This window comes from Nonomuraea sp. NPDC049129 (assembly GCF_040648495.1).
GTDB lineage: Bacteria > Actinomycetota > Actinomycetes > Streptosporangiales > Streptosporangiaceae > Nonomuraea.
The window spans coordinates 90,852-103,150 of the sequence record NZ_JBEZDU010000024.1 but is presented as its reverse complement, the minus strand read 5'-3'; the positions used below and the strand labels follow the sequence as shown (position 1 = coordinate 103,150).

The window sequence follows — 12,299 nt, the reverse complement described above, 5'->3', positions numbered from 1 at the left end:
AACCCTCCGACATGTCCTTAAAGCCAGGAACCCGGCCAATATGTCATGACATCCAGATGACGTAAAGGCCTGCCGATATTTCAGGAGTGTGTCCGCATGCTGCATCTTTGTCACGAGGAGGTCTCGGCGGGAGGTCCGACCCTAGACGATCCACCTATCGGGGGTTTCGGTCAGGGAAAAAAGCCCGGCATAGCGGACATCCGAATGTCATGACAATATGCCATAGTAGGCACGAAGGCTCCGTCACTGGAGGTGCGTTGTACGACCTGATCACGATCGGCCGCTCCGGGGTCGACGTCTATCCGCTGCAGACCGGCGTGGGCCTGGCCCACGTCGACACCTTCGGTAAGTTCCTCGGCGGGAGCCCGACAAACGTCGCGGTCGCGGCCGCGCGCCACGGGCTGCGCGCCGCCGTGATCACCGCGGTCGGCGCCGACCCCTTCGGGGAGTACGTACGGCAGGCGATCCGCGGTTTCGGCGTGGACGACTCCTTCGTGGCCACCGTCGAAGGCCCCCCAACGCCCGTCACGTTCTGCGAGATCTTCCCGCCGGACGACTTCCCGCTCTACTTCTACCGGGGCGAGCATCCGCCGGACCTGCAATTGACCGCCGAGTCGCTGGACCTGGCCGCCATCCGGGACACGAAGCTGTTCTGGTTCACCGGCACCGGCCTGAGCCAGGAGCCGAGCCGGGCCGCGCACGCCGCCGCCCTGGCCGCGCGCACATCCGGCTGGACCGTCTTCGACCTGGACCACCGCCCCATGCTGTGGGAGTCGCCCGAGGCTTCCCAGGAGGCGGTACGCCAGGCCCTTCCGCACGCGAACGTGGCCGTCGGCAACCTCGACGAGGTGGAGAACGCGGTGGGCACCCGCGACCCGGAGGCGGCCGCGCAGGCGCTGCTCGACGCCGGGATGCGCGTCGCCATCGTCAAGATGGGCCCCAACGGGGTGCTGGCCCGCAGCAGGGACGAGTACGTGGTGGCGGAGCCGGTCAAGGTCGACGTGGTCAACGGCATCGGCGCGGGCGACGCGTTCGGCGGCGCCGTCTGCCTGGGGCTGCTGAGCGGCTGGCCGCTGGAGCGGACGATCCGCTTCGCCAACGCCGCCGGCGCCTACGTGGCCGCCCGCCTGGCCTGCGCCGACGCGATGCCCACGACTGACGAGGTGCAGGCACTCCTATGAGCGACATGACGCTGCCCAGAACCGCCCGCTACGACCACCTGACCCACATCCGGGCCACCAGGCCGGAGGAGATCGAGCGCGCCGCCGCCCGGCGGCAGCGCCGGGGGCTGCCAGGTGAGGGCGAGCGCCTGCTGATCATCGCGGCCGACCATCCGGCGCGCGGGTCGCTCGGCGTCCGCGACCGGCCGCTGGCCATGGCCAGCCGCCCCGACCTGCTCGACCGGCTCCAGACGGCGCTGGCCAGGCCCGGCGTGGCCGGCATCCTGGCCTCCCCCGACGTGCTGGAGGACCTGCTGCTGCTCGGCGCGCTGGAGGAGAAGCTGGCCTTCGGCTCGATGAACCGCGGCGGCCTGCAGGGCTCGGTGTTCGAGCTGGACGACCGGTTCACCGGTTTCGACGCGGCCGCCATCGACGCGATGCGCCTCGACGGCGGCAAGATGCTCTGCCGCATCGACCCGGCCGACCACGCCACGGTCACCACGCTCGAATCATGCGCCCACGCGGTCACCGACCTGGCCCGCCGGCGGCTGCTGGCGATGGTCGAGCCGTTCTGGGCGGCGCGTACGGAGGCGGGCGTCCTGCGCAACGACCTGTCGCCCGAGGCGGTCATCCGGTCGATCAGCGTCGCCCAGGCACTCGGCACGACCTCCGCCTACACCTGGCTGAAGATCCCCGCGGTCGCCGAGATGGAACGCGTCATGGCCGCCACCACGCTGCCCGCGCTGCTGCTCGGCGGCGACCCGCCCGACATCGACGCCGCCTACGCCGACTGGGACCGCGCGCTGCGCCTGCCGGGGGTGCGCGGGCTCGTCATCGGCCGCGCGCTGCTCTACCCTCCGGACGACGACGTGGCCGCCGCGGTGGACGGCGCGGCCGCGCTGGTTCGAGAGGTGCGCTCATGACATACCTTCCGTACGGCAAGGCCGCCGGCGGGTCGTGGTCGGTGGAGATCACGCCCGCGTTGGCCGGTTGGACCTACTCGGGGCTGCGCGTGGCCGACCTCGGCGGCGCCCCGGTCTCTTTCTCGACCGGGGAGGAGGAGATGCTCGTCCTGCCGCTGTCGGGCTCGTGCACGGTGACGTGCGGCGCCGAGCGGTTCGAGCTGACAGGCCGCACGTCGGTCTTCGCCGGGCCTTCTGATTTCGCCTATATCCCGATTTCTACGGATGTGACGGTGGAGGGGACGGGCCGCATCGCGTTCCCCTCCGCTCGGGCGACCCGGCGGTTGGCACCGCGGTACGTTCCGGCCTCGGAGGTGCCGGTCGAGATCCGGGGCGCGGGCCGGGCCAGCCGCCAGGTGAACAACTTCTGCGCCCCCGGCGTCTTCGAGTGCGACAAGCTCGTGGCCGTGGAGGTGCTCACGCCGGGCGGCAACTGGTCGTCCTATCCCCCGCACAAGCACGACACCCCCAACGAGGGCGAGGCCGTGCTGGAGGAGATCTACTACTTCGAGGTGGCCGACGGCGGCCTGGGCTACCAGCGCGTCTACTCCTCCGAGCGGGGCCAGATCGACACGCTGGCCGAGGTCTCCTCCGGTGACGTGGTGCTGGTGCCCTATGGCTACCACGGACCGTCGATGGCCGCGCCCGGCTACGACCTCTACTACCTGAACGTCCTGGCCGGTCCCGCCGACGAGCGGTCGATGGCGTTCTGCGACGACCCCCGGCACGCCTGGATCCGTTCTTCCTGGGACGGCCAGGCCATCGATGCGAGACTGCCGTTCGGGAGGACTTCATGACCCGTTTGACCGTAGCGCAGGCTGTGGTGCGCTTCCTGTCCCACCAGTGGAGCGAGCGCGACGGCGTCGAGCACCGGCTGTTCGGCGGCTGCTTCGGCATCTTCGGCCACGGCAACGTGGCCGGGCTCGGCCAGGCGCTGGCCACCTCGACCGAGGACCTGCCCTACCGCCTCAGCCGCAACGAACAGGCCATGGTGCACGCGGCCGCCGCCTACGCGCGGGCCGCCAACCGGCTGTCCACCCTGGCCTGCACCACCTCGATCGGCCCCGGCGCGACCAACATGATCACCGGCGCGGCGGGCGCGACGATCAACCGGCTGCCCGTGCTGCTGCTGCCCGGCGACGTGTTCTCCACCCGGGTCGCCAATCCGGTGCTCCAGGAGCTCGAAGACGCCCGCTCGTACGACATCTCGGTCAACGACTGCTTCAAGCCGGTGTCGCGCTTCTGGGACCGGATCAACCGGCCCGAGCAGCTGCCATCGGCGCTGCTGGCCGCCATGCGCGTCCTCACCGACCCGGCCGAGACGGGCGCGGTGACGCTGGCGCTGCCGCAGGACGTCCAGGCCGAGGCCTACGACTGGCCGGAGGAGCTGTTCGAGCGCCGCCTCTGGCACGTGCCGCGCCCACGCCCCGAGCGGGCGGCCCTGACGCGGGCGGCCGAGCTGATCAAGTCGGCCAGCCGGCCGCTGATCATCGCCGGCGGCGGGGTGATCTACAGCGAGGCCACGGCCGAGCTGCGGGCCTTCGCCGAGGCGTACGGCATCCCGGTCGCCGAGACGCAGGCGGGCAAGGGCGCGCTGCCGTACGGGCACCCGCTCGCGATGGGCGCGGTCGGCGCGACCGGCACCACCGCGGCCAACGCGCTGGCCCGCGAGGCCGATCTGATCATCGGCGTCGGCACCCGCTACAGCGACTTCACCACGGCCTCCCGCACGCTCTTCTCGGCTGAGGCCCGGTTCGTCAACCTGAACATCACCGGCTTCGACGCGGCCAAGCTGTCGGGACTCCAGCTCGTGGCCGACGCCCGCGAGGGCCTGACCGAGCTGACCGGGGCCTGCGCGGGCTGGAGCACCACGGAGTCCTACCGCTCGCGCGCCGCCGAGCTGTCGGCCGCCTGGGACGCGGTGGTGGACGAGGCGTACGCGCTGGACGGCCGGCCGATGCCACAGTCGGCCGTGATCGGCGCGGTCAACGCCGCGGCCGGCGACGACGGCGTGGTGGTCTGCGCGGCCGGCTCCATGCCCGGCGACCTGCACAAGCTGTGGCGGCCGAGCGGCCCTGGCAGCTATCACGTGGAGTACGGCTACTCCTGCATGGGCTACGAGATCGCCGGCGGGCTGGGCATCAAGATGGCCGTCCCCGACCGCGAGGTGTTCGTCATGGTGGGCGACGGGTCCTACCTGATGATGGCCCAGGAAATCGTCACGGCCGTCTCCGAGGGCATCAAGCTGATCGTGGTGCTGGTGGACAACTCCGGCTTCGCCTCGATCGGCCGCCTCTCGGAGAGCGTCGGCGCCCAGCGGCTCGGCACCTCCTACGCCTACCGGGGCACCGGCCGCTACGACGGCGACGGCCTGCCGGTGGACCTGGCCGCCAACGCCGCCAGCCTCGGCGCCACCGTGCTGCGGCCCGACACGCTGACCGACTTCCGCAAGGCTCTGGAGGCGGCCCGCGCCGCCGAGGAGACGACCGTGATCTATGTCCGCGCCGACCCCATGATCGACAGTCCGTCGTCGGAGGCGTGGTGGGACGTCCCGGTCGCCGAGCTCTCGACCGCGCCGGAAGGCCCTATGGTGCGCGCTTCGTACGAGTCCGAGAAGAGCGCCCAGAAGCCGCACATCACGCCCACCTGACAGAAGGGGCGCTGCTTCAGGCACGCTGCTTCAGGCACGCTGCTTCAGGCACGCTGCTTCAGGCGCGCTGCTTCAGGACGTCGGCGATGCCCGCCAGGAACGAGTCGACGTCCGCGATCAGGTAGCCGGGCCGCAGCAGCACGGTCGAGAACTTCGCCTCGCGGACGTCCTTGGCCGTCACCGGATAGTCGGTGGTGCCGCGCAGCGTGGCCACGATCCGGTCCAGGAAGGCGTCGACCTCGTCCTCGTTGTAGCCCGTGCCCATCCGCCCGGGCCGGAAGGCCACCCGCTCCACCCGCGCCGCCTGCGTCTCGAACCACTCCTCGCGCAGCATCTCACCGGTCGGCTCGGCCATGGCCAGCCGTACGGGACTCTTGGCCCGCGTCTCCAGCGCCACCACGAACGCCTCCAGCGCGAAGTCCACCGCGGTCTCCTGATAACCGCCGCGCCTGGCCCGGAACGTCGCCCTGCGTACGTCGTCGGCCGTGACCTGCTCGATGTCGCGCGGCCCCCTGCCCAGTGTGGCCTCGATGCGCCCGATCAGGGCGTCGACCTCGACCGGGTCGTAGCCTGAACGCATACCCATGACGCGTGGAAAGCGGTTCAAGCTCACTCCTTCTGCGGTGTGCTGGGGGCCTGCTCATATTGTGGGGCTCTTTATCCTGACAATGCGAACTGAGATATACCGTTACTGGACCATGAGATTGACCAAGGTCTCTTTCCGTTATCGAAGACGTGATCCTTCTGTCATGAAGGACGTGGACGCGCACCTTGATCCCGGTGACGTGATCGAGGTCGCCGGCGTCAACGGTGCGGGCAAGTCCACACTGCTCCGCCTGCTGGCCGGGCTCACCAAGCCGTCGTCGGGCACCATCACCGACCGCCCGGCGGTGGTCGGCTTCGCCCCGGACCGCTTCCCGCTCGAGCAGCCCTTCACGGTCTCCGGCTACCTGCGCCACATGTCCCGGATACGCGGCGGCGCCCGATGGGAGCCCTGGGCGGAACGCCTCGGCATGGCTCACCTGCTCGGCCTGCGGCTGGGCGAGTTATCGAAGGGCAGCGCCCACAAGGTCGGGCTGACCCAGGCCCTGATGTGCGGGCCCGGCCTGCTCATCCTGGACGAGCCGTTCGCGGGGCTCGACGCCGACACCCGCGAGGTGCTGCCGTCCATCGTCACGGAGCTCTCCGAGGGCGGCGCCATCGTGGTCGCCAGTGACCACCAGGGCGGCCTGCGTCACCTTCCCTCCATCCGGCACTGGACGGTGGTGGACGGCCTGGTCAAGGAGGGTACGGCGGGGCAGCGGGCGACCGTGCGGGTGGATCTGCCGGTGGACGAGGTCCGGTCGTTCGTGGCCAGGATGCGTGACGAGGGCTACCGGGTCCAAGACGTGTCCGTCGCCACATCCGTCGCAGAGGTCGGCCACGTCGCGGAAGTCACCGACGCCAACGTTACGAACGTCGCCGACGTCACCGAGGAGCAGCGATGATCGCCTTGACTGTCTTCCGGGTCGCGGCCTACATCCGGTCCCACCGCATTTTCCAGGCGCTCCTGCTCATGCTCGCGCTGGTCGCCATCCTCTACGGCAGCCGCGCGCCCAAGGGCGCCGAGACCGAGGTCCTCACGGACGCCGCGGTGCTGGTGATCCCGATCCTGGCCTGGTCCAGCAGGAGCGTGCTCGACACCGAGCCGGATCAGCAGCGCGCCATGTCGGCGATCAGCGTGGGCGGCCGGCTGCGCGAGCTGAGCGCGGGCCTGCTGGCGGCCTTCGCGACGTCCCTGGTGCTCATCGCGCTGGCCCTTGGCTGGGGCCTGGCACTGGGCGTCAGCACGGTCCCGGCGCCCGAGGAGTTTGCCGCGGTCCTGACGTTGTACGGCCTCGCGACGCTCGCCGGGGTCACGCTCGGCGCCCTCACCAGCCGGGCGATCCTGCGCTCCCCCGCGATCTCCATCATGTCGCTGCTGCTGGGCTTCCTGGCCATGCTGATGCTCAGCGCCTCGCCCCTGTACTGGCTGACGGTCCCGGTCATCACCTGGATGAAATCCGCGAACTCCGCCGAGCTGACCGCCCGGCTGCCTGAGCTCGCGACCATCTCGCTGGCGTGGTGCCTGCTCGGCCTGGGCTGTTACGCCTGGCTGCGCCGTACCCGACCCTGAAAACCCGACAAGTACGTCGCGTCTGCCTCCTTTAGCCACTAGGTTAGTGAGCACTCACCCACCTATGAGGAGTCAGGCGTCATGAAAGTGATCTGTGTCGGCGACAGCATCACGCGTGGTCAGGTCAGCGCGAACTACGTGAAAATGCTGGAGTCCAGGCTGCCGGGCACCACTGTGATCAACGCGGGCGTCAACTACGACGTCTCCGCCCATGTGCTGGACCGGCTCTCCGAGGTCGTCGACCAGGATCCCGACGTGGTCACCGTGCTCATCGGCACCAACGACGCCACCGCCACGCTGGGCGAGAGCACCGCCCGCAAGCTGCGCGACCGGTGGAAGCTGAGCGAGGACATCAGCCCCGACGGCTACGCGGCGAACCTCTCCGCCATCGCCACCCGGCTCAAGGACGAGACCCGGGCCCGCATCGCGCTGATCTCGCCGCCGGTGCTCGGCGAGGACCTCGACTCGGAGGCGCTGCGGCGGACGTCGGAGTTCGGGGAGATCGTACGTAAGGTGGCGGCCGAGCAGTTCGTGCAGTATCTCCCGCTCAACGAGCAGATGGTGGCGCACCTGGAGAAGGCGGAGCGCAAGCCGCGCGTCCACTACCGGGCGGACAGCCTGCTGGCGCCCACCGCCGCGATGCAGCACTTCTTTCTCGGGCGCGGCTTCGACTCGATCGCCAAGAGCCGCGGCCTGCTGCTGACCACGGACACCGTCCACCTGAACAGCTGCGGCGCCGGGATGATCGCGGACCTGATCGAGGGCGTCGTGCGCTCTTCCTGAGCCTTCCTAGAGCTCTTCCCAGGGCTATTCGGCGGCGGCGAGCTGGCCGCAGGCGCCGTCGATCTCGCGGCCGCGGGTGTCGCGGACGGTCACCGGCACACCGTGGTATTCGAGCCGCCGCACGAACGCCCGCTCGTCCTCCGGCCGGGAGGCGGTCCACTTGGAGCCGGGCGTCGGGTTGAGCGGGATCAGGTTGACGTGCACCAGCTTGTTGCGTACCAGCTTGCCGAGCAGGTCGGCCCGCCACTCCTGGTCGTTGATGTCCTTGATCAGCGCGTACTCGATCGAGATCCGCCGCTTGGTCTTGGCCGCGTACGCCCAGGCGGCGTCGAGGACCTCCGACACCTTCCAGCGCGTGTTGATCGGCACCAGCGTGTCGCGCAGCTCGTCGTCGGGTGCGTGCAGGGACAGGGCGAGCGTGACCGGCAGGCCCTCGTCGGCGAGCTTGCCGATGGCGGGCACCAGGCCGACCGTGGAGACCGTGACGCCGCGCGCCGAGATGCCGAGGCCGTGCGGGGCGGGCTCCACCATCCGGCGTACGGCCCCGATGACCTGCTTGTAGTTGGCCAGCGGCTCGCCCATGCCCATGAAGACCACGTTGCTCACCCGCCCTGTGCCGCCGGGCACCTCGCCCGCGGCCAGCGCGCGGGCGCCGGAGACCACCTGCTCGACGATCTCGGCGGTGGACATGTTGCGGGTCAGCCCGGCCTGGCCCGTGGCGCAGAACGGGCAGTTCATGCCGCAGCCGGCCTGTGACGACACGCACATCGTCACCCGGTCGGGATAGCGCATCAGCACCGACTCGACCAGCGCGCCGTCGAACAGGCGCCACAGCGTCTTGCGGGTGGTGCCGGCGTCGGTGGTCTGCTCCTTGACGGGGGTGAGCAGCGACGGCAGCAGCACCGACAGCTTGTCGCGGGCCGCCGCGGGCAGGTCGGTCATCGCGTGCACGTCGGCGTTCAGGCGCTCGAAGTAGTGCCGGGACAGCTGGTCGGCGCGGAAGGCCTTCTCGCCGAGCTCCGTCACCGCCGCGCGGCGGTCGGGCATGGACAGGTCCGCCAGGTGCCGAGCCGGCTTGGCCCTGCGCGGCGCGACGAAGGTGAGCTGGCCTGGCTGCTGGGACACGTTCCTGCCTTTGCTTGGGTGGTTACCGACCAGGTTAGTGAACGTTCGGCTCCCAGGTGTCATTCCATGAGGGAACTCCGGGTGGCGGAAGCTCTCGCATGAGGGTATGGGCCGATCTAGAGTGCATCTCGTATGGCGATTTTCCGGTCGGCTTCTGGCGAGGGGCAGACCGAGGTCGTCCTCACCGCCGGCAACCCGTACGGCAGCCGAACGCTCGTGGTCGAGCGGGACGAGGACGCCTCGGTAGCTTACCTGTGCTCGCCTGACGGTGCCGTGCACGGCGCCGTGTGGCTGGCCAACCACCGTCCCGCGCCCGAGGTGGTCGATCTGGCCAGGCTCAACTCCGGGTTGCCGCCGCTCATGCCCCGGCCCAACACCACGCACCCGGCCGGGCGCCGGCCGCTCGGGCAGCTGACGGCGCTGTGGTTCGAGGAGGGCGACGGGGTCGCGGTCTATGAGGACGAGGACCTGCTGGCGGTCATCCCCGGGTGGGCCGACATGAGCAGGGGCATGCCCGGCTACGCCCGTGACGCCGTGGGTGAGACGCCGTTCGCCTGGGCGCTGTCCGAGGCGCTCGACGGGCTGCGGCCGCGCATCTCCAACGCCAGGTCCTACTGGCGCTGGCGGCATCTGGAGGGGTCCTGGGCGTCGTTCCAGGAGTTCGTCATGGGGCATCTGGAACGGGGGCTCGGGCCGGCCGGGCGCTACTGGGACGTGAGCGGGGAGCGGCTGCCGACTGTCGGCGTCACCGAGCGGCCGCCGTACGGGCGCCGGGGGTTCACGGTGCTCTCCACGGTCGGGATGAGCTGCCAGCGGATGCCCACCGTCGAGCAGTGGATCGACCGGCCGGGCGCGTACGCCAGAATCGAGCTGGCCGTGGCCACCCGTGAGGATCCGCGTGAGGCGGCGCTGCTGCTGGTGTGGCTGTCGCAGTATCCGTGGCACTCGGTCACGTGGCTAGGGCACGGGCATACCGCCAAGTGGTATCACGAGCCGGCCACGTTCCCGCTGGGCCCGCAGTACGCGGGGGTCATGATGGTCGCCGACCCACCCGCCATGCCGGATTTATCAGGATTCGCCTTCGGCGGTGAAGCCGTCCGCTGGCTCTGGCTCCAGCCGATCACCATCGAGGCGATGGAAGAACACCGCCACTAGCGACACGTCAGAAGAACAGCGTCATCAGCAGCCAGACCGGCACCAGCGTGGTCACCAGCGAGTCGAGCCGGTCCATGAGACCGCCGTGGCCCGGCAGGAGCGTGCCCAGGTCCTTGATGCCGAGATCCCGCTTGATGATCGACTCGATCAGGTCACCGACGGTCGCCAGCACCGCCACGAGCGCGCCGATCAGGGCGCCCTGCCAGAGCTGCCCGTCCATGAGCCAGCTCACCAGCCAGGCGCCCACCGCCACGCACGCGATGATGGACCCGGCCATCCCCTCCCAGGTCTTCTTCGGGCTGATGACGGTCATCTGGTGCTTGCCGAACAGCACGCCCGCGATGTAGCCGCCGATGTCGCTGGCCACGGTCACCGCGATGAAGATGACCACCCGATCACGGCCGTCACCAGGCGCCAGCAGCAACGCCGCGAACCCGGCCAGCAGCGGCGGATAGACCAGGATGAACACCGAAGCGGTCGTGTCGCGTACGTAGCCGTCGGTGCCGTCACTGAACATCCGCCAGATCAGCAGGACGAAGACGACCACCACGAACGCGCCGAGCAGCCAGACAGGCCCGCCCCAGTAGGCACCGGCGAACATCGCGACCATGCCACCGAGCAGGGGCACGGCCGGCACCTTGATGCCGCGGCTCCCGAACGCCTGGATCAGCTCCATGACCCCGACGCCCACGGCTCCCGCCAGCACCAGGAGAAAGAGTTCTTTGACGGTGTAGAGCGTGCCGATGACGAGCGCGCCCAACCCCAAGCCCACCGCTATGGCGGCAGGAAGGTTCCGTCCGGTACGGCTGCCGCCGCTCGGGCTGGTGCCAGCCGTACTTTCGTCCACAGATCTCTTCCTGGGTCTTCCATGAGCCACGGCCCCCGCCACCGGGCGAGGGCCGTGCGGCGCGCCGCTCAGACCTCGAGCAGCTCGGTTTCCTTGTGCTTGAGCAGCTCGTCGATCTTGGCGACGTGCTTCTGGGTGATGTCGTCGAGCTCCTTCTCCGCGCGGCGGACCTCGTCCTCGCCCGCCTCCCCGTCCTTGATCATCTTGTCGAGGATCTCTTTGGCGGAGCGGCGGATGTTGCGCACGGAGACCTTGGCGTGCTCGCCCTTGTTCCTGGCGACCTTGATGTACTCCTTGCGCCGGTCCTCCGACAGCTCGGGGAACGACACGCGGATCACCGCCCCGTCGTTGCCGGGGTTGACGCCCAGGTCGGACTCACGGATCGCCTTCTCGATCGCGGCCATCGAACCCTTGTCGTAGGGCTGGATGATCACCATGCGGGCCTCGGGCACATGGAACGAGGCCAACTGCTGGATCGGGGTCGGCGTGCCGTAGTACTCGGCATTGATCTTGTTGAACATCGAAGGGGTTACCCGGCCCGTCCGGATGCCCGCGAAGTCCTCCTTCGCGACCGTAACGGCCTTGTCCATCTTTTCCTCGGCTTCGAGGAGGGTTTCGTCGATCACAGCGGCTCCCTGTCTTCTGGCTGGCGATGTCGGGCGCGCTCCCTCATTTGCCTGCGGGACTCACCAGCGTGCCGATTTTCTCACCGCGGACCGCTCGCAGGATGTTGCCCTCGCCCATCAGGTCGAAGACGACGATCGGGAGGTCGTTGTCCTTGCACAGGCTGATCGCGGTGGCGTCCATGACCTGGAGGTCGCGGATCAGCACCTCGCCGTAGTCGAGGTGGTCGAACCTGACCGCGTCGGGATTCTTCCGTGGATCGGAGTCGTAGACCCCGTCCACCTGAGTGCCCTTGAGCAGCGCCTCGGCGCCGATCTCCAGGGCGCGCTGGGAGGCCGCGGTGTCGGTGGAGAAGAACGGCGAGCCGAGCCCGGCGCCGAAGATGACCACGCGACCCTTCTCCAGGTGCCTGATCGCGCGGCGCGGCAGGAACGGCTCGGCGACCTGCTGCATGGTGATGGCGGTCTGCACGCGGGTCTCGACGCCGCGCCGCTCCAGGAAGTCCTGCAGTGCGAGACAGTTGATGACGGTGCCCAGCATCCCCATGTAGTCGGCGCGGGCGCGGTCGATGCCCTGCTCGGACAGCGCCGCGCCGCGGAACATGTTGCCGCCGCCGACCACCACCGACACCTGCACACCCTCGCGTACGGCCTCGGCGATCGAGTCGGCCAGGTGGTCGACCACCAGCGGGTCGATCCCCAGCGGGTCGCCACCGGCGAACGCCTCACCTGACAGCTTCAGCATGACCCGCTTCCACCGGAGCGGGTTCTGATACGAAGAAGCCGCCGACGTAGCTGGCTCCTGGTTCTCCTGCACGGCGGCGGCCTCCCTCTTAGGC

At 69.7% G+C, this 12,299-nt stretch carries 13 protein-coding genes; 8 read left to right on the top strand and 5 right to left on the bottom strand.

What is annotated here, in order from left to right:
• Window positions 1–257: 257 nt before the first annotated feature.
• From iolC to iolD, 4 genes are read left to right on the top strand one after another with little or no spacing between them, the layout of a single operon-like run.
• Window positions 258–1,181: a 5-dehydro-2-deoxygluconokinase gene (iolC, locus tag AB0B64_RS47545; RefSeq protein WP_358191672.1), complete on the top strand. Its 924-nt coding sequence runs from the start codon at window positions 258–260 to the stop codon at window positions 1,179–1,181.
• Window positions 1,182–1,186: 5 nt separating this feature from the next.
• Window positions 1,187–2,083, top strand: coding sequence for a deoxyribose-phosphate aldolase (locus AB0B64_RS47540; RefSeq protein ID WP_358191999.1), 897 nt, complete (start codon window positions 1,187–1,189; stop codon window positions 2,081–2,083).
• Window positions 2,080–2,919 carry a 5-deoxy-glucuronate isomerase gene (gene iolB, locus AB0B64_RS47535; RefSeq protein ID WP_357942995.1) on the top strand — a complete coding sequence of 280 codons (840 nt, stop codon included), beginning with the start codon at window positions 2,080–2,082 and terminating at the stop codon, window positions 2,917–2,919. The genes AB0B64_RS47540 and iolB overlap by 4 nt, the downstream gene beginning before the upstream one ends.
• Window positions 2,916–4,772, top strand: a complete 1,857-nt coding sequence (gene iolD / locus AB0B64_RS47530) for a 3D-(3,5/4)-trihydroxycyclohexane-1,2-dione acylhydrolase (decyclizing) (protein ID WP_358191647.1) — start codon at window positions 2,916–2,918, stop codon at window positions 4,770–4,772. Before iolB ends, iolD begins: the two co-directional genes overlap by 4 nt.
• Before the next feature lie 58 nt (window positions 4,773–4,830).
• Here iolD and AB0B64_RS47525 read toward each other — a convergent pair whose 3' ends face one another.
• Window positions 4,831–5,379: a DivIVA domain-containing protein gene (locus AB0B64_RS47525; protein ID WP_357942991.1), complete on the bottom strand. Its 549-nt coding sequence runs from the start codon at window positions 5,377–5,379 to the stop codon at window positions 4,831–4,833.
• 142 nt (window positions 5,380–5,521) lie between these two features.
• Here AB0B64_RS47525 and AB0B64_RS47520 point away from each other — a divergent pair, with 142 nt between their 5' ends.
• The 3 genes from AB0B64_RS47520 (at window position 5,522) to AB0B64_RS47510 (ending at window position 7,710) form a co-directional block, all read left to right on the top strand.
• Window positions 5,522–6,259, top strand: a complete 738-nt coding sequence (locus AB0B64_RS47520) for an ATP-binding cassette domain-containing protein (RefSeq protein ID WP_357942989.1) — start codon at window positions 5,522–5,524, stop codon at window positions 6,257–6,259.
• Window positions 6,256–6,927 (top strand): hypothetical protein, encoded by a 672-nt coding sequence (locus tag AB0B64_RS47515; protein WP_357942987.1) that lies wholly within the window; start codon window positions 6,256–6,258, stop codon window positions 6,925–6,927. Before AB0B64_RS47520 ends, AB0B64_RS47515 begins: the two co-directional genes overlap by 4 nt.
• Window positions 6,928–7,008: 81 nt before the next feature.
• On the top strand, window positions 7,009–7,710 hold the full coding sequence (locus tag AB0B64_RS47510) for a GDSL-type esterase/lipase family protein (protein ID WP_358191622.1): 702 nt from the start codon (window positions 7,009–7,011) through the stop codon (window positions 7,708–7,710).
• 24 nt (window positions 7,711–7,734) lie between these two features.
• On the opposite strand, the gene rlmN is transcribed toward AB0B64_RS47510, so the two are convergent.
• Window positions 7,735–8,835 (bottom strand): 23S rRNA (adenine(2503)-C(2))-methyltransferase RlmN, encoded by a 1,101-nt coding sequence (gene rlmN, locus AB0B64_RS47505; protein WP_358191609.1) that lies wholly within the window; start codon window positions 8,833–8,835, stop codon window positions 7,735–7,737.
• 132 nt (window positions 8,836–8,967) lie between these two features.
• Here rlmN and AB0B64_RS47500 point away from each other — a divergent pair, with 132 nt between their 5' ends.
• Window positions 8,968–9,990, top strand: a complete 1,023-nt coding sequence (locus AB0B64_RS47500) for a suppressor of fused domain protein (RefSeq protein WP_357942981.1) — start codon at window positions 8,968–8,970, stop codon at window positions 9,988–9,990.
• A 7-nt stretch (window positions 9,991–9,997) separates the two neighbouring features.
• Here AB0B64_RS47500 and AB0B64_RS47495 read toward each other — a convergent pair whose 3' ends face one another.
• The 3 genes from AB0B64_RS47495 to pyrH all read right to left on the bottom strand — a co-directional run bounded on the left by AB0B64_RS47495 (window position 9,998) and on the right by pyrH (window position 12,205).
• Entirely contained in the window at window positions 9,998–10,837 is an 840-nt protein-coding gene (locus AB0B64_RS47495) for a phosphatidate cytidylyltransferase (protein WP_357942979.1), read from the bottom strand.
• A 68-nt stretch (window positions 10,838–10,905) separates the two neighbouring features.
• Window positions 10,906–11,463, bottom strand: a complete 558-nt coding sequence (gene frr / locus AB0B64_RS47490) for a ribosome recycling factor (protein ID WP_357942977.1) — start codon at window positions 11,461–11,463, stop codon at window positions 10,906–10,908.
• 43 nt (window positions 11,464–11,506) lie between these two features.
• Window positions 11,507–12,205 (bottom strand): UMP kinase, encoded by a 699-nt coding sequence (gene pyrH, locus AB0B64_RS47485; protein ID WP_225290523.1) that lies wholly within the window; start codon window positions 12,203–12,205, stop codon window positions 11,507–11,509.
• Window positions 12,206–12,299: the final 94 nt, after the last annotated feature.

Excerpts from the sequence above, each read along its gene's own strand:
- AB0B64_RS47540 (WP_358191999.1), top strand. The coding sequence starts at position 1,187 with ATGACGCTGCCCAGAACCGCCCGCTACGACCACCTGACCCACATCCGG.
- iolB (WP_357942995.1), top strand. The coding sequence starts at position 2,080 with ATGACATACCTTCCGTACGGCAAGGCCGCCGGCGGGTCGTGGTCGGTG.
- iolD (WP_358191647.1), top strand. The coding sequence starts at position 2,916 with ATGACCCGTTTGACCGTAGCGCAGGCTGTGGTGCGCTTCCTGTCCCAC.
- AB0B64_RS47520 (WP_357942989.1), top strand. The coding sequence starts at position 5,522 with ATGAAGGACGTGGACGCGCACCTTGATCCCGGTGACGTGATCGAGGTC.
- AB0B64_RS47515 (WP_357942987.1), top strand. The coding sequence starts at position 6,256 with ATGATCGCCTTGACTGTCTTCCGGGTCGCGGCCTACATCCGGTCCCAC.
- AB0B64_RS47510 (WP_358191622.1), top strand. The coding sequence starts at position 7,009 with ATGAAAGTGATCTGTGTCGGCGACAGCATCACGCGTGGTCAGGTCAGC.
- AB0B64_RS47500 (WP_357942981.1), top strand. The coding sequence starts at position 8,968 with ATGGCGATTTTCCGGTCGGCTTCTGGCGAGGGGCAGACCGAGGTCGTC.
- pyrH (WP_225290523.1), bottom strand. The coding sequence starts at position 12,205 with ATGCTGAAGCTGTCAGGTGAGGCGTTCGCCGGTGGCGACCCGCTGGGG.